At 68.4% G+C, this 25,236-nt stretch carries 25 protein-coding genes; 11 read left to right on the forward strand and 14 right to left on the reverse strand.

The window, feature by feature from the left end:
- Positions 1 to 146 precede the first annotated feature (146 nt).
- From AC6IW9_RS04695 to AC6IW9_RS04705, 3 genes are all read right to left on the reverse strand, one after another.
- Positions 147 to 1,991 (reverse strand): cation:proton antiporter domain-containing protein, encoded by a 1,845-nt coding sequence (locus AC6IW9_RS04695; protein WP_497769582.1) that lies wholly within the window; start codon positions 1,989 to 1,991, stop codon positions 147 to 149.
- A gap of 142 nt (positions 1,992 to 2,133) precedes the next feature.
- Positions 2,134 to 2,535, reverse strand: coding sequence for a DUF3775 domain-containing protein (locus tag AC6IW9_RS04700; protein WP_497769584.1), 402 nt, complete (start codon positions 2,533 to 2,535; stop codon positions 2,134 to 2,136).
- A gap of 55 nt (positions 2,536 to 2,590) precedes the next feature.
- On the reverse strand, positions 2,591 to 3,163 hold the full coding sequence (locus AC6IW9_RS04705) for an isochorismatase family protein (protein WP_497769587.1): 573 nt from the start codon (positions 3,161 to 3,163) through the stop codon (positions 2,591 to 2,593).
- 25 nt (positions 3,164 to 3,188) lie between these two features.
- Between AC6IW9_RS04705 and AC6IW9_RS04710 the strand changes: the two genes are divergently transcribed.
- Positions 3,189 to 4,274 (forward strand): hypothetical protein, encoded by a 1,086-nt coding sequence (locus AC6IW9_RS04710; protein WP_497769589.1) that lies wholly within the window; start codon positions 3,189 to 3,191, stop codon positions 4,272 to 4,274.
- Here the strand turns inward: AC6IW9_RS04710 and AC6IW9_RS04715 are convergent.
- From AC6IW9_RS04715 to AC6IW9_RS04725, 3 genes are read right to left on the reverse strand one after another with little or no spacing between them, the layout of a single operon-like run.
- Positions 4,193 to 5,566, reverse strand: coding sequence for a nicotinate phosphoribosyltransferase (locus AC6IW9_RS04715; protein WP_497769594.1), 1,374 nt, complete (start codon positions 5,564 to 5,566; stop codon positions 4,193 to 4,195). The genes AC6IW9_RS04710 and AC6IW9_RS04715 overlap by 82 nt on opposite strands.
- Complete coding sequence (locus AC6IW9_RS04720) at positions 5,563 to 7,059, reverse strand: ribose-phosphate diphosphokinase (RefSeq protein WP_497769597.1); 1,497 nt, start codon at positions 7,057 to 7,059, stop codon at positions 5,563 to 5,565. The genes AC6IW9_RS04715 and AC6IW9_RS04720 overlap by 4 nt, the downstream gene beginning before the upstream one ends.
- A gap of 3 nt (positions 7,060 to 7,062) precedes the next feature.
- Positions 7,063 to 7,713, reverse strand: coding sequence for a dienelactone hydrolase family protein (locus tag AC6IW9_RS04725; protein ID WP_497769600.1), 651 nt, complete (start codon positions 7,711 to 7,713; stop codon positions 7,063 to 7,065).
- Positions 7,714 to 7,849: 136 nt separating this feature from the next.
- Here AC6IW9_RS04725 and AC6IW9_RS04730 point away from each other — a divergent pair, with 136 nt between their 5' ends.
- The 3 genes from AC6IW9_RS04730 (at position 7,850) to ald (ending at position 10,258) form a co-directional block, all read left to right on the forward strand.
- Entirely contained in the window at positions 7,850 to 8,416 is a 567-nt protein-coding gene (locus AC6IW9_RS04730; protein ID WP_497769603.1) for a cold shock domain-containing protein, read from the forward strand.
- Positions 8,417 to 8,482: 66 nt separating this feature from the next.
- Positions 8,483 to 9,130: a phosphoribosyltransferase gene (locus tag AC6IW9_RS04735; RefSeq protein ID WP_497769605.1), complete on the forward strand. Its 648-nt coding sequence runs from the start codon at positions 8,483 to 8,485 to the stop codon at positions 9,128 to 9,130.
- 12 nt (positions 9,131 to 9,142) lie between these two features.
- Positions 9,143 to 10,258: an alanine dehydrogenase gene (ald, locus tag AC6IW9_RS04740; protein WP_497769609.1), complete on the forward strand. Its 1,116-nt coding sequence runs from the start codon at positions 9,143 to 9,145 to the stop codon at positions 10,256 to 10,258.
- Positions 10,259 to 10,541: 283 nt separating this feature from the next.
- Here ald and AC6IW9_RS04745 read toward each other — a convergent pair whose 3' ends face one another.
- From AC6IW9_RS04745 to AC6IW9_RS04760, 4 genes are all read right to left on the reverse strand, one after another.
- On the reverse strand, positions 10,542 to 11,939 hold the full coding sequence (locus AC6IW9_RS04745) for an NAD(P)(+) transhydrogenase (Re/Si-specific) subunit beta (protein WP_497769612.1): 1,398 nt from the start codon (positions 11,937 to 11,939) through the stop codon (positions 10,542 to 10,544).
- Positions 11,940 to 11,944: 5 nt separating this feature from the next.
- The gene (locus AC6IW9_RS04750) at positions 11,945 to 12,394 is read right to left on the reverse strand and encodes an NAD(P) transhydrogenase subunit alpha part 2 (RefSeq protein WP_497769615.1); all 450 of its coding nucleotides are present in this window, start codon (positions 12,392 to 12,394) and stop codon (positions 11,945 to 11,947) included.
- A gap of 153 nt (positions 12,395 to 12,547) precedes the next feature.
- On the reverse strand, positions 12,548 to 13,684 hold the full coding sequence (locus tag AC6IW9_RS04755) for a Re/Si-specific NAD(P)(+) transhydrogenase subunit alpha (protein WP_497769617.1): 1,137 nt from the start codon (positions 13,682 to 13,684) through the stop codon (positions 12,548 to 12,550).
- A gap of 106 nt (positions 13,685 to 13,790) precedes the next feature.
- Positions 13,791 to 13,934 (reverse strand): aa3-type cytochrome c oxidase subunit IV, encoded by a 144-nt coding sequence (locus AC6IW9_RS04760; protein ID WP_497769619.1) that lies wholly within the window; start codon positions 13,932 to 13,934, stop codon positions 13,791 to 13,793.
- A gap of 264 nt (positions 13,935 to 14,198) precedes the next feature.
- Between AC6IW9_RS04760 and AC6IW9_RS04765 the strand changes: the two genes are divergently transcribed.
- Entirely contained in the window at positions 14,199 to 15,218 is a 1,020-nt protein-coding gene (locus tag AC6IW9_RS04765) for a patatin-like phospholipase family protein (protein ID WP_497769622.1), read from the forward strand.
- A gap of 3 nt (positions 15,219 to 15,221) precedes the next feature.
- Here AC6IW9_RS04765 and gorA read toward each other — a convergent pair whose 3' ends face one another.
- From gorA to rpiA, 3 genes are all read right to left on the reverse strand, one after another.
- Positions 15,222 to 16,592, reverse strand: a complete 1,371-nt coding sequence (gorA, locus tag AC6IW9_RS04770; protein WP_497769625.1) for a glutathione-disulfide reductase — start codon at positions 16,590 to 16,592, stop codon at positions 15,222 to 15,224.
- A 61-nt stretch (positions 16,593 to 16,653) separates the two neighbouring features.
- Positions 16,654 to 17,208: a DUF2059 domain-containing protein gene (locus AC6IW9_RS04775; RefSeq protein ID WP_497769627.1), complete on the reverse strand. Its 555-nt coding sequence runs from the start codon at positions 17,206 to 17,208 to the stop codon at positions 16,654 to 16,656.
- A gap of 48 nt (positions 17,209 to 17,256) precedes the next feature.
- On the reverse strand, positions 17,257 to 17,967 hold the full coding sequence (gene rpiA / locus AC6IW9_RS04780; RefSeq protein WP_497769630.1) for a ribose-5-phosphate isomerase RpiA: 711 nt from the start codon (positions 17,965 to 17,967) through the stop codon (positions 17,257 to 17,259).
- Positions 17,968 to 18,608: 641 nt separating this feature from the next.
- On the opposite strand from rpiA, the gene AC6IW9_RS04785 reads away from it, so the two are divergent.
- From AC6IW9_RS04785 to AC6IW9_RS04810, 6 genes are all read left to right on the forward strand, one after another.
- On the forward strand, positions 18,609 to 19,658 hold the full coding sequence (locus tag AC6IW9_RS04785) for an NADP(H)-dependent aldo-keto reductase (RefSeq protein WP_497772444.1): 1,050 nt from the start codon (positions 18,609 to 18,611) through the stop codon (positions 19,656 to 19,658).
- Between the two features lie 12 nt (positions 19,659 to 19,670).
- A complete protein-coding gene (locus tag AC6IW9_RS04790; RefSeq protein ID WP_497769633.1) occupies positions 19,671 to 20,141 on the forward strand; it encodes a GNAT family N-acetyltransferase in 471 nt (156 codons plus the stop codon).
- Positions 20,142 to 20,302: 161 nt separating this feature from the next.
- The gene (locus AC6IW9_RS04795) at positions 20,303 to 20,899 is read left to right on the forward strand and encodes a LemA family protein (RefSeq protein WP_497769636.1); all 597 of its coding nucleotides are present in this window, start codon (positions 20,303 to 20,305) and stop codon (positions 20,897 to 20,899) included.
- 43 nt (positions 20,900 to 20,942) lie between these two features.
- On the forward strand, positions 20,943 to 21,731 hold the full coding sequence (locus tag AC6IW9_RS04800; RefSeq protein ID WP_497769639.1) for a TPM domain-containing protein: 789 nt from the start codon (positions 20,943 to 20,945) through the stop codon (positions 21,729 to 21,731).
- Positions 21,731 to 22,336 (forward strand): TPM domain-containing protein, encoded by a 606-nt coding sequence (locus tag AC6IW9_RS04805; RefSeq protein WP_497769642.1) that lies wholly within the window; start codon positions 21,731 to 21,733, stop codon positions 22,334 to 22,336. Before AC6IW9_RS04800 ends, AC6IW9_RS04805 begins: the two co-directional genes overlap by 1 nt.
- A 616-nt stretch (positions 22,337 to 22,952) precedes the next feature.
- Positions 22,953 to 24,542 (forward strand): L,D-transpeptidase family protein, encoded by a 1,590-nt coding sequence (locus tag AC6IW9_RS04810; protein ID WP_497769645.1) that lies wholly within the window; start codon positions 22,953 to 22,955, stop codon positions 24,540 to 24,542.
- Positions 24,543 to 24,646: 104 nt separating this feature from the next.
- Here AC6IW9_RS04810 and AC6IW9_RS04815 read toward each other — a convergent pair whose 3' ends face one another.
- Positions 24,647 to 25,186 (reverse strand): hypothetical protein, encoded by a 540-nt coding sequence (locus AC6IW9_RS04815; RefSeq protein ID WP_497769647.1) that lies wholly within the window; start codon positions 25,184 to 25,186, stop codon positions 24,647 to 24,649.
- Positions 25,187 to 25,236: the final 50 nt, after the last annotated feature.

Consider the following 25,236-nt stretch of genomic DNA (forward strand, 5'->3'; position numbering starts at 1 on the left):
GATCGCCGCCGTCAACAGAGCGAGCTTGGCGCGATAGGACATGTCCGCCTCCCGCGAGATGGGGAGACGATAGCATGGAAAGGCGCGGAGATCACGCCGAGGCCTCGATGAGGCCCCCCCCCCGGCGCCGGTCCTCGGGCCCCTGGTCAGCCTTCCTCCTGCTCCCGCGGCGCCGGAGACGCGCGGCGCTTCTTCAGCTCCTTCAGCTTGATCGACGCGCGGTCGGCGTGCTTGCGGCGCACCTCCTCGCCGGTCGGCTGCAGCAGCTTGCGGAATTCGTCGCGCTTTTCGTGAATCGAGGCGATCACATAGCCCATGGGCACGCCGACATCGACCAGCACCGTCTCGGCGAGCTGGAGGCTCGCCTCGATCGTCTCCGGTATCGCATCGGTGGCGCCGAGCTCGTAGAGATGCGTCGCATGGGAGGCGTCGCGCGCCCGCGCGACGATCGGCATGTCGGCGCGCGCCTCATGGGCGACGCGCACGATCTCCTCCGCCGCCTGCGCATTCTCCACCGTGACCACCAGCGCGCGCGCCTGCGCCACGCCGCAGCGCAGCAGGAACTCGCGCCGCGCGCAATTGCCCCAGAAGATCTTTTCGCCGGCGTCCCGCCGCGCGGCGACGAGCCCCACGGAATTGTCGATGGCGACGAAGGGAATATCGTGGCGGCGCAGCATCTCGCCGATCAGCGTCCCCACCCGTCCATAGCCGACGATGACGACGCGGCCCGCCGCAATGTCGGCCTCCGGCGCGAGATGAGCGTATTCCGTCTCGACGTCCTGCTTGCGCTTGCCGGGGTTCAGCCACTCGCCGATGCGGCCGAGCGTCGGCACGATGAACATGCCGAGCGTCACCGCGAGCATGGCGTCGCCGCCGAGCCGCTGCGGCACGAGACCGCCGGTGATCGCCGCCGTCACCAGAATGAAGGCGAACTCGCCGCCCGGCGCGAGCAGCAGCGCCGTCTCCGCCGCCACCGGCGCCTCGAGGCGGAAGGCGCGGCCGAGGCCGAACACGATCGCCGCCTTGACCGCAATGAGTCCGCCGGCGATGGCGAGGATCGGGATCGGATCGCCGAGCAGGCGGCCGAGGTCGAGGCCGGCGCCCACAGAGACGAAGAACAATCCGAGCAGCAGGCCCTTGAACGGCTCGATCGTCACCTCGATCTCGCGGCGGAATTCGGTCTCCGCCAGCAGCAGGCCGGCGATGAAGGCGCCGAGCCCCATCGAAAAGCCGTCCGCCGCGCTGGCGACGCCGGAGCCGATGACGACCAGCAGGCAGGCGGCCATGAACAATTCGGTCGATTCCGCCGTCGCCACCAGGCGGAACAATGGCCGCAGCAGCAGCCGGCCGGCCACGATCAGCCCGCCCATGGCGGCGAGCGCCGGCAGAAAGGCCAGCAGGGACTGCAGCCCGTGCGCGCTCGCCTCGGAATCGGCGAGAAAGGACACGAGGAACAGGAGCGGCGCGACCATCAGGTCCTGCATCAGCAGCACCGCGAAAGAGGCGCGGCCCGCAGCGCGGTTGAGCCGCCGCCGCTCGGCGAGGACGGGAATGACGATCGCAGTGGAGGACATGGCGAGCGCCGCGCCGAGCAATATGGCCGGCGCCGTCCCGAGGCCGCCCGCATAGACGGCGATCGCCGACAGCGCCGCGCCGCAGGCGACGACCTGCGCCAGCCCCAGGCCGAACACCAGCAGCCGCATGCGGGCGAGACGCTCCCAGGACAGCTCGAGCCCGATCATGAAGAGCAGGAAGACGAGGCCGAATTCGGCGATCTTGGCGACGCCCTCCACATCGCTCAGCGTGAACGAAGCGAGAAATTCGTGCTCATGCGCGAAACGGCCGAGACCGAACGGCCCGAGCGCGGCGCCGGCGGCCAGAAAGCCGAGGATCGGGCTGATGTGCAGCCTGTGAAACAGCGGCGCGATGATCCCGCCCGTTGCAAGGAACAGAAGCGCCTCGCGATACCCCTCCCAGTGGAACGATTCCATTACACCTCCCGCCTTCGCCGAGTTCTTCGATTCGAGGCCCAGCATAAGGCAGAGACAGGTGAAATTTCCAACATGAATCGCGCCGCCGTCATCCCTGCCCGACGATCGGCCCTCCCCGAGCGGAAGAACGGGGAAATCGGCGCTATAGCCGATCCTCCTCGAAGCCCTCGCAACCTTCGTCGAAGGCGTCGAGGCCGGCTTCGAGATAGCTCGCGAGCAGAGGAATGCCGATGAGATAGCTCGAGGTCGGCCCCTTGCGCCGCTCCTTCGCCTGCGCGACGGCGGCGTCCCACTCCTCGGCCGTGAAATCGCCGCGGCCGACCCAGGCCAGCGCGACCAGATCCGCCTGCTCGTCGTCGTCCATCGCCTCGATGAATTCGGCGAGTTCGCGCCGATTGGGCGAATAGCCCTCCTCGGTCAGCACGCTCACGAATTTGTCGTCCGACGGGTTGGAGGCGTCCGGCTGCACGCCCTCGTCCTCGGCCTCGATCTCCCGCGCCTTGACGATGACGAAACAAACCTTGTCCGTATTGATGTCCGGCATGGCTCACATCCTCGCGACTGGGCGCCGGGGCCGGCGCCCTCTACGATATGGGGCGTCACGTCGCCTCGATCACGCTCACCCCGGCGGCGCGCATTTCGGCGCGCGCCGTCTCGCCGCCTTCGGGCGTGACCGGCCGCGTCGCGGCGCGCAGCACATGGACCTCGAAGCCGAGCCGCGCGGCCTCGATCGCGCTCGCCTTCACGCAGACGTCCTCGGCGACGCCGACGACGAAGATCCGCTCGATGGCGCGCCGGCGCAGCTCCTCGGCGAGGCCCGTGGCGTCGAAGACGGAGGCCTGCTCGCGCTCGGCGCGCCGCGCCTTGGCGACGAACAGCGCGCCGGGCGGCAGCCGCAAGCCCGGGTGCAGCTCCGCCCCTGGCGTGCCGCGCACGCAATGCTGCGGCCATTCTCCGCCGAAAGCCCGGAAGCTCTGGTGATCGGGCGGATGCAGATCGCGCGAGGCGACGACCAGCGCGCCGGCCGCCCGCGCCTCGTCGGAGAGCCCGTTGATGATCGGCACGATCTCGTCGGCATACGGAACCTCGAGCTTGCCGCCCGTGCAGAAGTCGCGCTGCAGATCGACGATCAGCAGCGCGTCGCTCATGCGCAGCCCTATCTTCGGTTTCATCGTCACTGCGTGTTCTTGCGACATCATGGCCTCGAACCAGAACAGAGCGGAGCCTGCCGACCTCGCGACCGCCGCGAAGGTCCGGCGGCTCGCGGAGCCTTCCGCCTATGCGCCGGCGCCCGCGCGCGTGGACGTCGTGGAGACACATATGTCCTATGTGTTCCTCGCGGGAGACCGCGTCTACAAACTCAAGAAGCCCGTGCGCTTCGCCTTCCTCGATTTCTCCACTGTCGCCGCGCGCGAGGCCGATTGCCGCGAGGAGCTGCGCCTCGACCGCCGCTTGGCGCCGAGCGTCTATCTCGACGTCGTTCCGCTGACGCTCTCGCCTGCGGGAGAATTGTCGCTGCGCGGCGGCGGCGCCGTCGCCGACTGGCTCGTCGAGATGCGGCGGCTGCCGGCGGAGCTCATGCTCGACCGGCTCATCGCCGACGGGAAGCTCGACGCGCAAAAAATCGACGCGCTCGCGCAGACGCTGGCGAGATTTTACGCTCGCGCCGAACGCACGACGATGACGCCCGCGGATTATGTCGCGCGCTTCTTCCGCGAGCACGAGGAAACGCGGCGTCTGCTGGCGCGGCGATGCGAGCCTTCGGGCGCGCTCGCGGACGCGAGCGTGGTCGCTCTTCTCGACCGCCTCGAATCGCTGCTCGCATCGTTCACGCCCGCGCTCGAAGAGCGCGTGCGCGCGGGATGCGTCGTCGACGGGCATGGCGATCTGCGTCCGGAGCACATCTGCTTCAGCGATCCCATCGCCATATTCGACTGTCTCGAGTTCAACTACGACTTGCGCCAGGTCGATCCCTTCGACGAGCTCGCCTTTCTCGACATGGAATGCGCGCTGCTCGGCGCGCCGGATTTCGGCCCGCGCCTCATAGCGGCGACTGCGGCGCTGCTCGGCGACGCGCCGCCGCCGGCGCTCGTCTCGCTCTATGGCGCCTGCCGCGCGGCGCTGCGCGCGCGGCTCGCGCTCGCGCATCTCTCCGATCCGCATCCGCGCCAGCCAGAGAAATGGGAGCCGCTCGCCGCCCGCTATCTGCGGCTCGCCGAAGAACACATCGCGGCGATCGGCCGAGACATCGCGGCGAGTTGCGACATCACCTCCCGCTCGTAGCGCGCGAGCCCTGCGCCGATCATCACCGGATAGGGCGAAGACGGCGCGAGCGCGCGGCAGCAGGCGGGGAGAGAGGCGATCGCCTCGCGCGCATGGGCGCGGATCTGCTCGAGGCCGGGCGCCGGCTCCAGCGGCTCGCCGGCGCGCATCACGTCGCGCAGCAGAGCGACGCCGCTCGACGCTTCGCCGTCGCGGGCGATCACGTCGAAAGCGGCGACGCCATCGCGAAAGCCGCGGAACACCTGCTTGCGTCCGGGCAGGCTGCGCTTGCCCGGCGACAGCTTCATGCGTCCCTGTCCTTCGAACTCCACGAGCTTATAGGCGATGTCGAGCGAGGGCGCGTCGCCCGACACGGACATTTCCGTGCCGACGCCGAACATGTCGATCGGCGCACCGGTCGCCGTCAGCCGCTCGATGCGCGCTTCGTCCAGGCCGCCGCTCGCGACGATGCGCACATGTGCGAGGCCGGCCGCGTCGAGCAGCCGGCGCGCCTCACGCGACAGGGAATCGAGATCGCCCGAATCGAGCCGGACCGCGCGCACGTCGAAATCTTCGCCCATCTCGCGCGAAAGGGCGATCACGTCGCGCACGCCGGAGAGCGTGTCGTACGTATCCACGAGTAGAGTCGTCGCGGGAAACAATCGGGCGTAGGCGGCGAAAGCCTCCTGCTGGGACGCGCAGGCTTCGACGAAACTATGCGCCATCGTGCCGGCGACGGGAATGTCGTGCGCGCGGCCGGCGGCGAGCAGCGAGGTCGCCGCGACGCCGGCGATATAGAAGGCGCGCGCGCCGTCGATCGCCGCGTCGAAACCCTGCGCGCGCCTGGCGCCGAAATCGACGACCGCCCGGCCGCGCGCCGCCGCGACCATGCGCGCCGCCTTGGAGGCGAGCAGAGTCTGCAGGCCGATGCGATTGATGATCAAAGTCTCCAGCGCCTGCGCCTGCGCGATCGGCGCCGTCACCTCGACGATCGGCTCCTCGGCGAAAACCGGCGTGCCCTCGGGCACGGCGCGAATGTCGCCGGCAAAACGCAGTCGCGCGAGGAAATTGAGAAAATCATGCGGGAAGCCGATCGAGGCGAGATAGCGAAGCTGCGCGTCCTCGTAGCGGAAGGCGGCGATGTCGCGCAGGAGATCGGCGAGGCCGCAGGCGAGCAGGAAATTGCGCGACGGCGGCAGTCGGCGCACGAACAGGCTGAAACTCGCCGGCCGCTCCGCCATGCCGAGCTCGAAATAGGCGCGCAGCATGGCGATCTCGTAGAGATCGATGAAAAGCGCGTCGGCGCGGGTCATGGGCCTTGCTCCAGAAGATCATCGATCGAGCCGCCGCCGTGCAGCCGCTCGATCGCCCGCGCCAGAAGCGGGGCGACGCCGAGAACGACGAGCCGCGCGCCGAGAGCGGCGGCGGCGTCCGCTCGCGGCGGAACGGAATCGGTGACGGCGATCTCGTCGAAATCCGCGTCGCGGAGCATTTCGCCGCCGCGCGCGAAGAGGCCGTGCGTCGCGGCGAGAAAGACGCGCACGGCGCCATTGGCGCGACAGGCGGCGGCGGTGCGCGCCATGGTGCCGCCGCTGCTGACGAGATCGTCGAGAATGACGACCGTTCGCCCCGCGACGTCGCCGGCGAAAATCTCGCCCGTCACCGCGCCCATGCTGCGATGCTTGTCCATGAAGCCTTTGGCGACGGGCCGCCCGAGCATGGCCTCGAGACGCTGTCGAAACAGCTCCGCGCGCTTCTCGCCGCCGAGATCGGGCGAGACGACGGCGGCCGGCGCATCGCCGATGCGCTGAACGAAATGCCGCGCGAACAAGGCTCGAGCGTCGAGCGCCACGGCCTCGATGCGGAAAGCGTTCTCGAAAGCCGCGACATTATGCGCGTCCATGGCGACGATCGCGTCGGTTCCGACGGCCTCGAACAATTGCGCGACCGTGCGCGTCGCCACCGGATCGAGCGGTTTTGTCCTGCGGTCCTTGCGCGCATAGCAGAGATAGGGCGTGACGCCCGTGACCTTCGCCGCGCCGGCGTCGCGCAAGGCGCCGATGAAGAAGAGGAGGCGCAGCAGCTTGTCGGCGCCGCTCTCGCTCGGCTCGCCGTGAAGGCTCGAAAGGACATAGACGCTGCGGCCGCGCACGGAGGCGAGCGGCCGGATCTTGCGCTCGCCGTCCTCGAAGATCCGCTCTTCATGCGGCGCGAGCTCGATGCCCATTTCGCGCGCGAGAGTCTCGCCGAGCCCGGCGCTCGAGCCGAGCGCGAACAGCGCGAGACCCTGTTCCGCGCGAACGCGCGCCGGCCGCGCCGGCGCCGGCGTGTCGAAACGGTCGACGGAGAGCGCGCCGGCGACCGCGCCGAGCGCGCCGTCGGCGAGCGCCAAGGGCGCGGCGAGCAGTTCGACGCCGGCGACGTCATGACCATTCTCGACGAGCGTGAACTCGACGAGCGCCGGCTCGCCGACGCGCAAGACTTCATCGAAGAGGCGGCGCAGACGCACGGCCGCGCGCCTCTGCGCGCTCGCGCCGAGACGCGCGCCCTTCTGCAGCGGAAGGAGCGGCGCCAGGGCCTCTTCGTCGCGCAGCAGCTCATAGTCGCGCTCGCCCTCCAATCTGCGGAACGCGAAGCCGCCGCGCAGCGCCGAAATCATCTCGGCGAGCGGCGGCGCGACGCCGCGCCGCATCGCGCGCCATTGCGCGAGCATGCGCTTCGACTCGGCGCCGGCCGGCTGCGGCGCGAAATCCAGACGCTCGAACAATCGGCGCAGGAACGGCTGCGTCACGGCCAGCGTCGTCATGCTTCAGCCCTCGCCGCGTCGCGGCAGTTTCGCCGCGAACCAATCGGCCGCCAGCTCGACGACGCGCTCCAGCGTCCCGGGCTCCTCGAACAAATGCGTCGCCCCCGGCACGACGTCGAGCCGGGAGTCCGGCAAGAGCCCCTGCGATTGTCGATTCAGCTCTAACACTTCGTAATCGAGAGCGCCGACGATCAGCAGCGTCGGCGCGCCGACGCGCGCGAGTTCCTCGCCGGCGAGATCGGGGCGCCCGCCCCGGGAGACGACGGCGCCGATCGCGTCCTGGCGCCGCGCGGCCGCGACGAGCGCCGCGGCCGCGCCCGTGCTGGCGCCGAAGAGGCCGATCGGCAGCTTCGCGAGCGCAGGCTCGGCCGCGACCCAATCGATCGCCTCGACGACGCGCCCTGCGAGCAGTGGAATATCGAACACATTGCGCCGGTCGCGCGCCTCGTTGCGCGTGAGCAGATCCATCAGCAGCGTCGCGAAGCCGCGCGCCAGCAACGCTTCGGCCACATAGGCGTTGCGCGGGCTGTAGCGCGACGAGCCGCTGCCGTGCGCGAACAGCACGAGGCCGATCGGGTTGTCGGGAATTTCCAAGGCGCCGCCCAGCCGGCGCGAGCCGACGGCGACCTCCGATCTGCGAACCAGCGTCGTCATGGCGGACCCTTTCGCTCGCGGTGTCGCAGCGGCGGCGCGCCGCTGCGAGGCGCCCCTCGCCCGCCCTATCTATCTATTGCGCCGTTCCCGGAACGACGCCGGTTTTTTGCCGAACCTCGATCGCGGAGGCTTCGCTATGCAGACGACGCCGGAAATCGACTTTCAGGGGATGGAGGCGACGCCGCGCGCGCGCTCGCGCATCGGACGCCACATCGACCAGCTGGAGACGCGCTTCGGCCGCGTCACCGCTTGCCGCGTGGTGGTGAAGGCGCCGGGCGGGCGCCATCGCACCGGCGGACTCTATGAAGTGAACATCCGCCTCGCTCTGCCCGACGGACGCGAGGCGGTGGTCGAGCGCACGCCGCCGGAGGACGAGCGCTTCCAGGATTTCGACTTCGCGCTCGACGACGCGTTCAAGCGCGCGCGGCGGCGCCTGCAGGATCAGGTCCGGCGCATGGAGGGACGGGTCAAGCCGCATGCCGAACCCGCCGCGGGCGTGGTGCGGCGGCTGATGCGCGAGGACGGCTATGGCTTCCTCGAAGGCGCGGATGGGCGCGAGCTCTACTTCCATCGCAACAGCGTGGAAGGCGAGGGCTTCGACCGTCTCGATCTCGGCGATCGCGTCGCCTATCGCGAGGAGGAGGCCGACGACGGACCGCAGGCGAGCGCCGTGAGGCCGCTCGGCGAGCGCGCGCCGTCATGAGCTCCCGCGCCTCGCAAAGGCGCGCACAGCGCTTATATCGAGGGCGTCGCGGGAGGACTTGCCGCCATGCCGTTTCGTGACCGAGCCGACGCCGGACGCCGCCTTGCGGATGCGCTCTCCAGCCATCGGGGCGAGGAGGCGGTGGCGTTCGCTCTGCCGCGCGGCGGCGCGCCGGTCGCCGCCGAAATCGCCGAGCGATTGAACGCGCCGCTCGATCTCGTCCTGGTGCGCAAGATCGGCGTGCCCTATCAACCCGAGCTCGCCATGGGCGCGGTCGCCGACGGCGGCGCGCCCATCGTCGTGCGCAACGAGGATGTGATCGCGCTCGCGGACGTGAGCCCATCCGTCTTCGATTCGATCTGCGCGCGCGAGCGGGCCGAGATCGAGCGCCGCCGCAAGCTCTATCTCGGCGGCCGCACGCGTCCCGCCGTCATGGGAAAACTGGCGATCGTCGTCGACGACGGCGTCGCCACCGGCGCCACCACGCGCGCCGCGCTACGCGCCGTGCGGGCGCTGCGGCCGAAACAGCTGATCCTCGCCGTGCCGGTCGCGCCGACCGAGGCGCTCGAGGCGTTGCGCGAGGAGGCCGACGAGATCGTCTGCCTCGAACATTATCGCGATTTCGGCGCAATCGGATTCTTCTATGCCGATTTTCGTCAGATCGACGACGAAGAGGTGATCGCCATTCTCGATCGCTTCACGCCGCGGCAATGATCGGAGCTCACGATGCGCGTCGGCGCGCCCAAGGAAATCAAGGACAATGAATTCCGCGTCGCGCTGACGCCCGCCGGCGTCTCCGAGCTGAGACGGCATGGCCATGTCGTTCTCGTCGAGCGCGGCTCCGGCGAAGGCGCGGGGCTTCCCGATGCGGCCTATGAGGCGGCGGGCGCGCGACTGGCCGAAAGCGCGGCCGAGATTTTCGAAACGGCCGATCTCATCGTCAAAGTGAAGGAGCCGCAGCCGCAGGAACGCGCGCGGCTGCGCCCCGGTCGAATTCTCTTCACCTATCTGCATCTCGCCGCCGATCGGGAACTGACGCTCGACCTCCTGCGCTCTGGCGCGGTCTGCGTCGCTTACGAGACGGTGACCTCGCCCTTCGGCGGCCTGCCGCTGCTCGCGCCCATGTCGGAGATCGCCGGGCGGCTCGCGCCGCAGGCGGGCGCCCGTTGCCTGGAGAAACCCATGGGCGGACGCGGCGTGCTGCTCGCCGGCGCGCCGGGCGTGCCGCCGGCCGAAGTTCTCGTGCTCGGCGCCGGGATCGTCGGGACGCAGGCGGCGATGATCGCGCTCGGAATGGGCGCGAGCGTCACCGTCGCCGACCGCTCGGGCGAACCGCTGCGCCGCCTCCAGGCGCGCTTCGGCGCCGCCGCGAAAACGATCTTCTCGACGCCGATGGCGATCGGCGAGCTCGCAAGGCGCGCCGATCTCGTCGTCGGCGCGGCGCTGCTGCCGGGCGCGGCGGCGCCGAAGCTGCTGACGCGCGACATGCTCGCCGGCATGAAGCCGGGCGCGGTCATCGTCGATGTGGCGATCGACCAGGGCGGCTGCTGCGAGACCTCGCATCCGACTACGCATTCCGATCCGACCTTCGTCGTCGACGGCATTATGCATTACTGCGTCGCCAATATGCCGGGCGCCGTGCCGCGCACCGCGACCTTCGCGCTCGCCAGCGCGACGCTGCCGCATGTGCTGGCCTTGGCGGACCAAGGGCTCGGCGCATTGCGCAAAGACCCATGTCTGCGCGCCGGGCTCAATCTATTTCAGGGCGAGGTCGTCAACGCCGCGGTCGCCGCGGCGCACGGCCTGCCTTTCGTCCCCTCCGAGCGGGCGCTCGGGCTCTGAGACTGAGAAACGGGAGAACCGCCGTGCGGCTGAGAGCCCCGGACTGCGCCGAGCAGGGAGACCCTTCGAAAATTCACCTGCGACGGCCCACTTCCCGCGCCCTGACGATGAGCCCGGCTGGCGTCCAAAGGCTCGACAAAAAAGGATAAGCGTCGGCCGACCCGACTGGGCGAGCCCGGGTCGGCGGCTCTATCATGGGCCGAGCCGCTCCACAGCCATCGAACACGGCGGCTCGCCGTCCGAGTCGCGAGAGGGCGGAATGCCCCGACCCGATCGCCCCGATCTAATGCGCCAACGCCTTGACGATCGATTCGACAGTCTTCTTGGCGTCGCCGAACAGCATCATCGTGTTCGGGCGGAAGAACAGCTCGTTCTCCACCCCGGCGTATCCCGAGCCCATGCCGCGCTTCAGGAACAGCACCGTCTTCGCCTTCTCGACATCGAGGATCGGCATTCCATAGATCGGCGATTGCGGATCGGTCTTGGCGGCGGGATTGGTCACGTCATTGGCGCCGATGACGAAGGCGACGTCGGCCTGGCCGAATTCCGAATTGATGTCCTCGAGCTCGAAGACCTCATCATAGGGAACATTGGCTTCGGCGAGCAGAACATTCATATGGCCGGGCATGCGTCCCGCGACCGGATGAATGGCGTATTTGATCTCGACGCCTTCCTTCTTCAGGAGATCGGCCATCTCGCGCAGAGCGTGCTGCGCCTGCGCCACCGCCATGCCGTAGCCCGGCACGACGATCACTTTTCCGGCGTTCTGCATGATATAGGCCGCGTCCTCCGCCGAGCCCTGCTTCACGGGGCGTTTTTCCACCGCGCCCGCGGCCGCCGCCGTCTCGCCGCCGAAGCCGCCGAGAATGACCGAGACGAAGGAGCGATTCATCCCCTTGCACATGATGTAGGAGAGGATCGCGCCGGACGAGCCGACCAGCGCGCCGGTGATGATCAGCGCGAGATTGCCCAGAGTGAAGCCGATGCCGGCCGCCGCCCATCCCGAATAGGAGTTCAGCATCGACACCACCACCGGCATGTCGGCGCCGCCGATCGGAATGATCAGCGTCACGCCGAGCGCCAGCGAGACGAGGATGATGAGGAACAGCCAGAAGCCGCTCTCCGTCGTCGCGAACAGGACGATGAAGCCGATCAGCGCGACGCCGAGCAATATGTTGATCGTGTGACGCTCGGGCAGCAGGATCGGCTTGCCGGTCATGCGCTCGTCGAGCTTCAAAAAAGCGATCACCGAGCCGGTGAAGGTGATGGCGCCGATCGCCGCGCCGAGCGACATTTCGAACAGGCTCCCGCCCTCGATATGTCCCGGAAGGCCGATGCCGAAGGCCTGCGGCGCATAGAAGGCGCTGCCGGCGACGAGAACGGCGGCGAGGCCGACGAGCGAATGGAAGAAGGCCACGAGCTGCGGCATCTTCGTCATTTCGACATGCTTCGCCACATAGGCGCCGACGCCGCCGCCCGCCCCGGCGCCGATCACGATGAGGATCAGCGCTCCGAACGTCGGCAGGCGCAACAGCAGAGTGGTCGCCACGGCGACGCCCATGCCGATCATGCCGTAGAGATTGCCCTGGCGAGACGTCGCCGGCGAGGAGAGGCCCCGCAACGCCAGAATGAACAATATTCCGGCGGCGAGATAGAGAAGGACAGCGAGATTGGCGCTCATCTCTCTCAGCCTTTCTTCTTGTACATCGCCAGCATTCGCTCGGTGACGAGGAAGCCGCCGAAGATGTTGACGCTGACGAGGGCGAGCGCGATGAAGCCGAACCAGCGCGCGACCGAGGAGCCGCCCGTGGCGTCGGCCGCCGTGTCGACGCCAACCGAGAGCAGCGCGCCGACGACGATCACCGAGGAGATGGCGTTGGTCACCGACATCAGCGGCGTATGCAGCGCCGGCGTCACCGACCAGACGACATAATAGCCGACGAACACCGCGAGAGCGAAGATCGCCAGCCGGAACACCACCGGATCGATGGCGCCGGCGAGACCGTGCGACGAAGCCGCCGCGGCCACTTGCGCGAGCTGATCGGAATAGGTCTGCGCCTGCTCGGCCAGATGGCGCGTCGCCTCCGCCGCCTGACGGGCCGAATCGAGCAATTGCTGCGTCGTGTCGCTTGCCATGTCAAAACGCCCTTTCTTCTCGCTGAACCGGAGCCGTTTCCGATCGGATCGAAAACGGCTCCAGCCTCTTTCGTCTGGAGCGAATTCTGATCGCTCGAACGATTCCGTTCGAGCGGAAAGCGCTCTAGAGCGCCGTCTGTCGAACGGCGGCGCTCACGCCTCGGGCGCGAAGCGCGGATCGATGACGGCGCCGTCGCGGGTGAGCGCCGTCGCCTTCACCAGCTCGTCCTGCCAGTCGATCGCGAGCGTCCCGGTCTCCTTGGAGATCAGCGTCTCGACGAAGGCGAGCAGGTTCTTGGCGTAGAGGCTCGAGGCCGTGGCGGGCAGACGTCCCGCCAGATTGACGGCGCCGACGATCTTGACCCCGGAGTCGATCACGGTTTCGCCGGGCCTGGTCAATTCGCAATTGCCGCCGCGCTCGGCCGCGAGATCGATGACGACCGAGCCCGCCCGCATGGAGCGCGCCATCGCCGCCGATATGAGCCGCGGCGCCGGCCGGCCGGGAATGAGCGCGGTGGTGACGACGATGTCCTGCTTGGCGATATGCGCCGCGACCAGCTCGGCCTGCGCCGCCTGATATTCGGGCGACATCTCCTTGGCGTAGCCGCCCGCGGTCTCGGCCTGGCGGAACTCGTCGTTCTCGACGGCGATGAATTTCGCGCCGAGCGACTCGACCTGCTCCTTCGTCGCCGGACGCACGTCGGTCGCCGAGACGATGGCGCCGAGCCGCTTTGCGGTGGCGATCGCCTGCAGTCCGGCGACGCCGACGCCCATCACAAAAATTTTGGCGGCGGGAACGGTTCCCGCCGCCGTCATCATCATCGGAATGGCCCGGCCATATTCGGCCGCCGCGTCTATGACCGCGCGGTAGCCGGCGATATTGGCCTGGGAGGACAGGACGTCCATCGCCTGGGCCCGGGTGATGCGCGGCATGAACTCCATCGCGAAGGCGGCGACCCCCGACGCCGCGAGCCCCTGGAGCTCTTTTTCATGTCCGAAGGGATCGGCGATGGAGATGACGGCGGCGCCTCTGGCGGCGCCGGCGATCTCCGCGGCGGAGGGCCGGCGCACGCGCAGCACGATCTCCGCATTGTCGACGGCGCCGGCGGCGCTCTCGGCGATGGCCGCGCCGGCTGCGGCGTAATCGGCGTCGGCGAAGCCGGAAGCGGCGCCGGCTCCGGACTGGACCACGACCTCGGCGCCCAGGCTCTTGTATTTCTTTACGGTCTCCGGCGTCGCAGCGACGCGCGTCTCATTCGTGTCGGACTCGGCGGGAACAGCAATGCGCATGACGAAACTCCTTGTTCGCAGGCGCATGCCCTCGTCCGATCACATTCGGGCGAGCGCGCCTTGCGGGTCGGCGTTTGTCTCGAGGCTGTCGAAGAGTTCCGAGCGCTCAGCGCGCCAGGAAGAAATAGAGGAGCGCCAGAGCGGCGACGGTGGCGCCGGTGGAAATTTTCAACAGTTTCAGAAAGCCCTTGTAGGTGGCCTCGTGCTCGGCGAATTCGTCGCCGGACGCGGCCTTGTGATGGTCGGCCATTCCTCTCCCCCCTTCGATTTCGTCGTCGTCCGTCGAGGGTCGACGCGATGTTCATGCTAAACGAGCTCGGCCGATCCTGCAACCGCATGCGCGTCGCGCCGCGACCGAAGCGCGCTTCGAGCGGAGGATGGCGCGCGAGCAGGCTCTTCGCCGGAACCACGAGGCCGGCTCGAGCGGAAGCTTCATCCTCGTCCCGGCCGGTCGCCCTCGGGCTTCGGCGCTCTATCTGTCTCGATCGATCGCCATTCGAATCGGTTTGCAGGAATGACTCGCGAAACGCTTCTCGTCGATCTGGCGCTGCAGGGCGGCGGCGCGCATGGGGCTTTCACCTGGGGCGCGCTCGAGCGCCTCATCGAGGAGCCCTGGCTCGGGATCGACGGCGTCTCCGGCACGTCGGCCGGAGCGATGAACGCCGCCGCCCTCATCGACGGCTATTGCGCGGGCGGCGTCGAGGGCGCGCGCGCCGCAATGGAGCGCTTCTGGCGCCGCGTCGCCGAGGCGGCGCGCTTCAGCCCCTTGCAGCGCAGCCCGCTCGACGTTCTGCTCGGCCGCTGGACGCTCGACAATTCTCCGGCTTTTCTCGCGATGGACGTCGCCTCGCGCTTTTTCTCGCCCTATGATCTCGGCCCGGGCGACGCCAATCCGCTGCGCGACATATTGCGCGAGACGATCGATTTCGAGCGCCTCGCGCGAGCGCCGATAAAGCTCTTCGTCACGGCCACCAATGTGGCGACCGGTCATGCGCGGGTCTTCCGCAACGCCGATCTCACCGCCGAAGCGCTGCTCGCCTCCGCCTGCCTGCCGACTTTGTTCCAGGCGGTGGAGATCGACGGCGAAGCCTATTGGGATGGCGGCTACGCCGGCAATCCGACCATCACGCCGCTCGTGCGCGAATGCGTCTCGAAGGACACGATCCTCATTCAGATCAATCCGATCGAGCGCCGGGGCGCGCCGCGCTCGGCGATCGACATCTCCAATCGCCTCAACGAGATCGCCTTCAATTCGCCGCTGCTGAAGGAATTGCGCATGATCGCGCTGCTGCGACGGGTCGCCGATCCCGGCCATAGCGAAGGCGCGCTGTGGGCCGAGATGCGCATCCACGCCATCGCGACCGACATGGCGGCGGAACTCAGCGCCTCCTCCAAGCTGATCGCCGAATGGGAGTTTCTGTCGATGCTGCGCGAGGAGGGCCGGCGCCGGGCCGAGCTCTTTCTCGAGCGAAGCGCCGACGATCTCGGCCGGCGCTCGAGCTTCGATCTCGACGCGCTGCTGCAATATGTCTGAGGGTCAGCGCTCGACGATGCGCGAGGGCGAGCGCATCGTCACCAGTTCCTCGGCGAGAGTCGGGTGCAGCGCCATGGTCCGGTCGAAGTCGGCCTTGCGCGCGCCGAGCCGCAGCGAGATCGCGAGGAGCTGCGCCATCTCGCCGGCCTCGGGCCCGAGAATATGCACGCCCAGCACGCTGTCGCTCTCGCCGTCGACCAGAATTTTCATGAACGCTTTCTCGGCGCGCTTCGACAGCGTCGCGCGCATCGGCCGAAAGCTCGTCTCGAAGACGAGCAGGTGCTTCGCCTGCGCGCTCGCCTGCGCCTCGGTGAGGCCGACCGCGCCGATCTCCGGCGTCGTGAAGACAGCCGTCGGCACGAGGGCATGGTCGACCGCGACATCGAGCCCGCCGAATACGGTGTCGGCGAAAGCGTGACCCTCGCGAATGGCCACCGGCGTCAGATTGAGCCGGTCGGTGACGTCGCCGACCGCATAGATGGAGGGAACGCTGCTGCGGGAATGAGCGTCGACGATGATCGCGCCATTCTCCTTCAGCGCGACGCCGGCCGGCTCGAGGCCCAGTCCTCGCGCCAGCGGCGCCCGGCCGGTCGCGACCAGCACGGCGTCGACCTCGAGCCGGCTGTCGTCCTGCAAGGCGACGGCGAGGCCGCCGGTCGTCTTCTCTATGCGGGTCGGCAGCGCGCCGGCGCGAATGTCGACTCCGGCCGCCGCGAGCGCGTCGCGAAGAAGACGGCGCAAATCCTCGTCGAAGCCGCGCAGCGGCAGATCGGCGCGCAGCGAAAGATGCGTCCTCGCGCCGAGCCGCACGAACACGCTCGCGAATTCGACGCCGATATAGCCGCCGCCGACGACGAGCAGGCGCTCGGGAAATTCGGCGAGATCGAAAATCTCGTTGGAGGAGATCGCAAGCTCGATCCCCGGAATCTGCGGACGCAGTGTCGGCGCGCCGCCCGTCGCGACCAGAATGTAGCGCGTCGAGACGCGGCGTCCGTCGGCGAAGGCGACCGCGTTCGGACCCGCGACGACGCCCCTCTGGCGGATGATCTCGACGCCGGATTTTTCGAGATTTTGCGCATAGAGCCCGGAGAGACGCGTAATCTCCGCCTCCTTGGCGGAAACGAGCGCCTTCCAGTCGAATGTCGCCGCGCCGACCGTCCAGCCGAAGCCCGCCGCATCCTCGAAATCATCGTGGAAGCGGCTCGCCATCACATAGAGCTTCTTCGGCACGCAGCCGCGGATCACGCAAGTCCCGCCGATGCGGAACTCCTCGGCGATCGCGACCTTGGCGCCGTGGCCGGCGGCGATGCGCGCCGCGCGCACGCCCCCGGAGCCTGCCCCCAGCACGACGAGATCATAATCATGTTGCGTCATGTCGAATCCCGCTCGGCCCCGGCCGAGTCTTTCCCGAAAGGGCGAGCCCGGCCTCGGACGCCTAGAGCTCGTGGCCCTTCTTGCGCATCTCTTCGCGCAGGCGCGACATCATGTCGACGGAAATCTTCTGCGACCACGCCTGCATGGCGACGAACATGTCGTTCATCAGAAAGGGCTGCATGCCCACGTATCTGCGGCCCGACGGGCTCTTGAAGAAGGCCGAGACGTCCTCGAGCTCCTTCAGCGTCAGCCTCTGCGCATAGAGCTGCGCGGCGCTGTCGATCATCTCGTCGACCTTCTTGTCGAACTCCGGCCGGATCGTGGCGAGCGCGATATTGAGGTCGGCGACGAGCTCCGGCCTCGTGCGCGTCACCGACAAGGCGATCTGCTCGAGATATTGCGGAATGATGAGCTGAAAAGACGAGGCGATGCCGGAATCGATCACGACCGCGCGCGCGAGCGCGATCTGCGCCGGGCCAGCGGCCGGCGGCGAAGCGGAGGAGGCGACGGGCGGCGCGGCCGCGGCGGCGGGGGCGGCGCCCGGGCGCCGCTCGGCGGAATGCGCGAAAGGCGCCGCGAGGAGAACGATTCCGAGAAAAGCCGCGCGCCAAATCACGTCTGCCGTCTCCCTGTCGATGAAAAAACGAAAAAGTCCGCGCCGGCGTCAGTCGAGCCGGCCCAGCGTCTCCACGCCGTCGCGGCCGGCGACGATCACGGCCGTCGCGAGCCCGATGAACAGCCCGTGCTCGACGACGCCGGGAATAGCGGCGAGGCGGTCGGCCAGAGCCTCGGGATCGGGAATGGCGCCGAAAGCGCAGTCGAGCACGAGATGCCCCCCGTCGGTGACGAAAACATGGCCGTCGGGGCGCGATCTGACACGGACCTCGCCCGAGAGCCCGAGCGCGGCGGCGGCGCGCTCGACATGGCCGCGCGTGGCGCGCGCGCCGAAGGCGTCGATCTCGACCGGCAGAGGAAAGGCGCCGAGCCTTTGCACGCGCTTCGATTCGTCGGCGACGACGATGAAGCGGCGCGAGGCCGCCGCGACGATTTTTTCTCGCAGCAGCGCGCCGCCGGCGCCCTTGATCAGGCGGAGAGCGGCGTCGAATTCATCGGCGCCGTCGACGGCGAGGTCGAGCTCGGGCGCCTCGTCGAGCGTGGCGAGCGGAATGGCGAGCGCCTCCGCCTGCGCGCGCGTACGCTCGGACGTGGGCACGCAGAGGACGTCGAGCCCCTCGCGCACGCGCTCGCCGAGCAGGGCGACGAAATGGGCGGCGGTGGAGCCCGTGCCGAGTCCGAGGCGCATTCGCGGCGCGACGGCGCAAAGCGCCGCGGCGGCCGCGCGTCTCTTCATGTCATCGGCGGCGTCGATCGGCATGAGCGGGGGCTCCCTTCGCTTGGCGGCGCCCGGCGATAGTCGATTGCGACAGGGAAGGCAATGGCGGGTCTGGGCGCCGTTATAAGGACGCAGGGACGAAACAAGTCGGGGATCGCGCAGGACACTCTTATCCTTTTTCGTCGAGCCTTTTGGCGACAGCCGGGCTCGTCGTCAGGGCGGACGAAGTGGGCTGTTGCACGGCCGGAGCGGCCGGCTTGGGGGCTGCACGGGAGACATCGGGACGTCGACATGCGAAGTCTCGGCAGCACATGCCGTGTGGTTGCGGTGGGGTCGCGCGGCAGTTCGCTCACGGCTCAGCCTCCATTGAAGTAAGTTTGGACATAAAGTTTAGTGTCTGCGTCGGCTCGCGCAAGCAGGCGCTTGTCGAGGGGAAGGGACAAGTCGGGGAAGGATTTTGCGATCGCCTGCAGCTTCTTGCGCTTTACGGGCAGGATCGGACACGTAGCGATTGATGAAACCGGCGCCGATCTCGCGGCCGCGAGAGAACGAGCAACGCGCAATGGCGGTCGTCGAATGTCATCGGGGCGGGCGGCAATCGTCCCAGCTTCAAAATCGCCCTTGCCAAAAAGCGCCCGCGGAAATCGTATAGGCGGCTCGGAGCGGGCGGAGTTGGGAGAATGATGGAATATCGACGTTTGGGCCGGACCGATCTTCGCGTCTCGGCGATCATGCTCGGCACGATGACCTTCGGCGAGCAGAATACCGAAGCCGACGGCCATGCGCAGCTCGATTACGCGCTCGACCACGGCGTCAATTTCATCGACACGGCGGAAATCTATTCGATCCCGCCGCGCGCGGAGACGCAAGGGTCGACCGAGCGCATCATCGGAACCTGGCTCGCGGCGCGCAGGAACCGCGACAAAGTGATTCTCGCCACCAAGGTGTCGGGGCGCAGCCAGAGCTCCTATTTGCGGCCGAACGGCGAGGGCGCGCGGCTCGACCGCGCCAATATCCGCTATGCGATCGACCAATCCTTGACGCGGCTGCAGACCGATCATGTCGATCTCTATCAGCTGCACTGGCCGGACCGCCCGCTGCCTTTGTTCGGCGCCGGCGGCACGATCTACAAGGAGCCGCCGGCGTTGCCGGAAATCCCGATCGAGGAGACGCTGGAGGCGCTGGACGAGCTGGTGAAGGCGGGAAAGGTCCGCCATGTCGCGCTCTCCAACGAGACCGCCTGGGGCGTCGCGCGCTTTCTGCGCGCGAGCGAGCTCGGGGCCGGGCCGCGCGTGGTTTCGATCCAGAACGCCTACAATCTGCTCAACCGCACTTTCGAGATCGACCTCGCCGAATTCGCGCAGCGCGAGCAGGTGGGCCTGCTCGCCTATTCGCCGCTGGCGCAGGGCTATCTCACCGGCAAATATCAGAACGGCGCGCGGCCGCCCGGCGCGCGCACGACGCTCTTCGAGCGCGGCCAGCGCTACGAGAAGCCGGGCGCCGCGCAGGCGATCGACGCCTATCTCGCCTTGGCGAAGGAGGTCGGCGTCTCGCCCGCCGGGCTCGCGCTCGCCTTCGTCACCTCGCGGCCTTTCGTCACCTCCAACATCATCGGGGCGACGACGCTCGCGCAGCTCGCGGAGGATCTCGATTCGCTCGATGTGACGATCACGCCGGAAATCGAAGCGCGCATTGACGAGATTCATCAGCTCCACAGCAATCCGGCGCCGTGACGGGCGAAGACGATGGACATGGACGTGACGCTGCGGGTCGCGCCGCTCGAGGAGAAGCCGAAGCTCGCCGCGCTGCTGCGGGACTATCTCGAGGAGCTCGGCCCCTGGGGCTATGGCGAGCCGGACTATCCCTTCCTCGATTCCTATTGGCGCGAGGAGCGGCGCAGCCCCTATCTAATCGAAGCCTGCGGCGCGCTCGCGGGCTTCGCTCTGGTGAACGCCGTGTCGATCTCCGGCTATGCGGTCGATTCCTCGGTCGCCGAATTCTATGTGCTGCCCGCGTTCCGCCGCCGCGGCTGCGGCGCCTGCGCCGCCGCGCTCGCCTTTCGCGCGCGGCCCGGCTGGTGGGAATTGTCGTTTCATCGCGACAATCCGGCGGCGCGCGTCTTCTGGCCGGCGGCGGCCGAGCGCGCCGGCGTCAGACGCCTGCAATTCTACGACGTCGGCGAGAACCGCATCCTGCGCTTCCGCATGATGCGATGACGGCGGGCCTTCGTCGTCGGCGCGCCCTCGTGCGGCGCCGCGCGATCCGGACACCGCAGAAAGCGTTCGCCGCCCTTCCCATCGTCGCAGCGCGCGCCTAAGTTTCGTCAGGCGTCCCGCCGGACGAGGCGGCCACGGCGCCGGACCGGAGAATTTCGACGATGCGCATTCCCTCCCGCTGGCTGTTCCTCTTCGCCGTTCTCTCGCTCGCGGTCCCGCTGTCGGGCTGCGGCTACAACACGATCCCGACGCTGGAGGAGGAGGCCAAGGCCAAATGGGCCGCGGTCGAGGCGCAATATCAGCGCCGCGCCGACCTCATTCCCAATCTCGTCGCCACCGTCAAAGGCTACGCCAAGCAGGAGAAGGATGTGCTGACCTCGGTCACCGAGGCGCGCGCCAAGGCGACGCAGGTCACGCTGGACCCGTCCCAGCTCACCGATCCCGAAAAGGTCAAACAGTTCCAGGAGGCGCAGGCGCAGCTCTCCGGCGCGCTCGGACGGCTGCTCGCCGTCAGCGAGGCCTATCCGGACCTGAAGTCCAACGCCAATTTCCTCGCCCTGCAGTCGCAGCTCGAAGGCACCGAAAACCGCATCAATGTGGCGCGTCGCGACTACATCGAGTCCGCGCGGGAATTCAACACGTCGCTGCGCACCTTCCCGACCCTGCTCTGGGCCAAGACCTTCTTCGCCGGAACCAAGCCGCTGCCGGAGTTCACCGCCGCCGCCGGCGCCGAGAAAGCGCCAGAGGTGACGTTCTGAACGCACGCCTCCGCGGGGAGCGAATTTGCCGGCGAAACCGCTCATGATCAGACTGGCGCCGCGCGGCTCGGCCGCGCTGGCTCTCGTCTTGCTGCTGCCCGTCCTCGCCTTCGCCGCTCTGTCCTTCCCCGCGCTCACCGGGCGCGTCGTCGACGACGCGCATATTCTGCCGCAGCAGGCGAAGCTCGCAGTCGAGACGAAATCGCGCGAGCTCGAGGACAAGTCCGGCATTCAGCTCGTCGTCGCCACCGCGCCGTCGCTGCAGGGGACGGATATCGAGAGCTACGCCAACGGGCTGTTTCGCTTCTGGAAGCTCGGCGAGGCGAAGAAGAACAACGGCGTGCTGTTCCTGATCGCGCCCACCGAGCGCAAGATGCGCATAGAGGTCGGCTATGGGCTCGAGGGCACGCTGACGGACGCGCTCTCCAAGGTGATCATCGCGACGGCGGTGACGCCGAAGTTCAAGGCGGGAGATTACGGCGCCGGCGTCGAGCGCGGCGTCGACGCGATCATCGAAGTTCTGAGCGGCGACGCCGCCGAATGGCAGAAACGCGTGAAGCTGCGCGCCGAAGGCGAGGACGCTTTCGACGACATCGTCCCGCTCATCATGGTCGCGCTGTTCCTGTTCGTGTTCCTGTCCATGCTCTCCAACGCCCGCGGCGGCCGGCGCGCCTATCGCGGCGGGCGAGGGCCGATCGTCTATCTGCCGCCCTCGAACGACTCCTGGTCCGGCGGCTCGTCCTGGGGCTCGGGAAGCTCTTGGGGCGGCGATGGCGGCTTCTCGGGCGGGGGCGGATCGTCCGGCGGCGGCGGCGCATCGGGGGATTGGTGATGCCGATTTCAGACGAGGATCGGGCGCGCATATCGGCGGCGATTCACGCGGCCGAGCAGAAGACGGCCGGAGAGATCGTCTGCGTGCTGGCGCGGCGTTCCTCCGACTATCTCTATGTGCCGCCGCTCTGGGCCGCGCTGCTCGCTCTCGTCGCGCCCTGGCCGCTGGTGATCTTCACCGCGCTCGACATCCGCACCATTCTCGTCATCCAGGCGCTGATTTTCGTGCTGGTCGCCATGGCGCTCTCCTATCCGCCCGTGCGGCTCGCGGCGACGCCGCGCGTCGTCAAACGGGCGCGCGCCCATCGCGCTGCGATCGAGCAGTTCTTCACCCGCGGCGTCGCGGGCACGAAGGGCAGAACCGGCGTGCTGATTTTCGTCTCGCTCGGCGAACGCTATGCGCGGGTCGTCGCCGACGAAGGGATCGCCGCGCTCATCTCCGACGAGCAATGGCGCTGCGCGCTCGACCTCCTGCTCGCCGAAGTCCGCAGGGGGCGCGTCGCCGACGGCTTCGTCGCCGCGATCGGGGAATGCGCGCGACTGCTCGCGCGGCATGTGCCGCCCGGCGGGGAGGAGGAGCTGCCGGACCGCATTTATGTGATCTGACCCCGCGCAAAAAGTCCCGGCCGCGCGCTCGGCGCGCCGGGACCCCTCGCATGAGGTCGAGCGGACGTTTCAGCCGAGCAATCTCGTGATTTGATGGATCACGACAATGAAGAAGGCGAAGGCGGCGATGATGCCGGCAATAGCTTTGGCGAGTTCGGCGGAGCTGTGCATGACGTTTCCCCTCTCTGTCTCAGAATTTATTGTTAAACGCGCCGTCTCTTCTTTAGATACGTACGCGTCGAGCAATAGATTGTGCGTTTATTATTTCGCAGACAATCGAGCCGGCGCGCGTCACAATGGCGCACCGCCGCGCAGATGCTTGAATTATCGACCTGATTTCTCCCCGTTCGACCGTGCTACAAAAAGTCGCGGGTTGGGCGGCGCGTCATCCCGAGTCGCCGACCGCTTAAGGTCTCGTACGCGTCGACATCGCCGCGGCGCGGCCGATAATGAGCGCGGCTTCGCCGAGAGGCGAAATACACTGTTCGTTCCCCTGGTTCTGCGTTAACCCTATTCTATTCCGTAACCTCGATTGCCGTATCGCGGGCGCCGTTCTCTTTCGAGAACGACGAGAAGCCGCCGGTGGGTCGTCGTTCAGTAGGCGTGAGGCAAGACCATGGTGACCCGCGACGTCATCGCGGGAGCGTCCGCAAAGGCGTTCCTCGTCGTAATCGCTTGCTCGTTCGCGTCGATCTCGTCCGCGGCGTCGCGCGCGCCGTTTCGCGTTTGGCTCGCCGAGCCGCCGCTCGTCCGGCAGATCGTCATCGAGCGCCGCCCCGCGCCGGCGCAGCCGGGACCGTTCGCAATCGATCTCGCCGACTCGCCGCTTCTGGCCGTCCTGGCTGCAGGCGCCGCCGCGTTCCCGGATGATTCGCAATTCGACGTCGCCGCCGCTCTGCTGACCGACGAAGCGCGCGCCTTCGCCGAAGCGCTCGACGCATGGGCGGGTCGCGCCGGCGGCGAGCGGGCCGCGCGACGCCGGGCCATCGCCGCGTTCTATGCGGCGCGCCGCTATCGGCCGCTGTGGCGCGAGGGCGCGCAGTGGCGGGCGGAGGCCTCGGCGGCCGTCGAGCGCCTGCGCCGCGCCGGCGAGGACGGCCTCGATCTGCGCGCCTTTCCGATTCCCGATCTCGGCGCGGCGCCGTCCGATGCGGCCGATCTCTCGCTATCGGAAGCCGTCGTCGCCTATGCGACCCAGGCCGCCGGCGGACGCATCGATCCGCGACGTCTCTCCCGTCTCATCGGGGCGCGTCCGTCCCTGCCTGAGCCCGGCGCCGTTCTCGCCGCGGCGTCCGTCGCCGGCGCGCGCGCCGGCGACGCGCTCGAAGATTATAATCCGCCGCACGCCGGTTATCGGGCGCTGAAGGAGAAGCTCGCCGAGCTGCGTAGCGCACGCGCGCCCGAGGCGCCGACGCGCTATGCCGAATCGCGCTCGGTGGCGCGCGACGACACGCCGCGCAAGCGGCGCGACGCGCCGGCGGCTGCGCGCGGAGCCCGTGTGCGCGCGGAGATCATCGCCAATATGGAGCGCTGGCGCTGGCTGCCGCGCGATCTGGGCGATGATCGCATCGAGGTCAATATCCCGGATTTCGAGCTCTCGGTGATCCGCGACGGCGAGGTGACGCATCGCGCCCGCGTCATCGTCGGCAAGGAGGATACGCCGACGCCGGTGTTCTCCGACGCGATGCAGTTCATCATCGTCAATCCCTATTGGAACGTGCCGCCGTCGATCCTCGCGAAGGAGATGCTGCCGAAATTCGGCGGCGATCTGCAGGCGATCGCCGCGCGCGGCTATGAGGTGGTCTATCGCAACGGTCAGGCGCGCGTGCGCCAGCGGCCGGGCGAGGGCAATGCGCTCGGGCGCATCAAATTCATGTTCCCGAACGATTTCTCCGTCTATCTGCACGACACGCCGAGCCGCGGCCTGTTCGCCGCCGCGCATCGCGCCTTCAGTCATGGCTGCGTGCGCGTCGACCAGCCCTTCCGCCTCGCGGAGGCGGTGCTGGGCCCGGCGAGCGGCTGGCGCGAGGAGCGCGTCAAGAAGCTCGTCGGCGAATCGGAGCGCTATATCAATCTCGCGCGTCCGCTGCCGATCCATATCGAATATTTCACCGCTTACGTGGATGCGGGCGGGCGCCTGCATTTGCGCGGCGACCTCTACGGCCATTCCGCCAAAGTGCGCGCGGCGTTGGGTCTCGAGGGATAGGCGGCGCCGAGCAAAAGCCGCCCGAGCGGGACTGGGTGAGACGAAAGCGGGCGCGTCCAAAGGCGCCTGCGTCGCATCACTCGAATGTTGCGGCCATCGCGGCATCACCCCCGCCTGCACGGCCCCCGCGGCGAGGGCGACGATCGCCGCAGCGCCGCGCTCCCGCGTCGCCGCGACACATCCGTCGTCCCGCGCGTCCGGCCGTTGATCGTGCGCACCTCGACGGTTGCGCCTTCGCCGCGCAACGCGGCGATCAAGCTCTCGATGATGCTGTCGCGCTCGCTCGGCGTGGCGTGGCCGGCGATCTGCACGATGCGGTCGGCGCCGACGAGATCGACGCGCGCGCATTGCCCGGCCATGTCGACATGGCGATCGACGCTGAGGCCCTCGGCTCTGATCCTGCGCCGATCCACGAGCCTTTCGGCGACATAGCGCGAGACGCAGACGACGCCGTCCTCGACCTCGACGCGTTCGACCATCGGCGGCCTCGTAAAGAACGTCGAGAGCCGCCCGAACCCGGCCACGGCGAACCGGAAGATCGCGCCGCGCATCTCGCGCGCTTCGCTCGCGGCGATCGCCTGCTCCTCGCGGGGAGCCGAGGCTTCCGGGTTTTCGATCGAGCGAGGGGCGCGCGAAAAGGGCACGTGCATTCCTTGCGGACGAGAAAGCATTTCGGTTTTCACGGAGAGGCGCA

Source organism: Methylosinus sp. shoA (assembly GCF_059718125.1).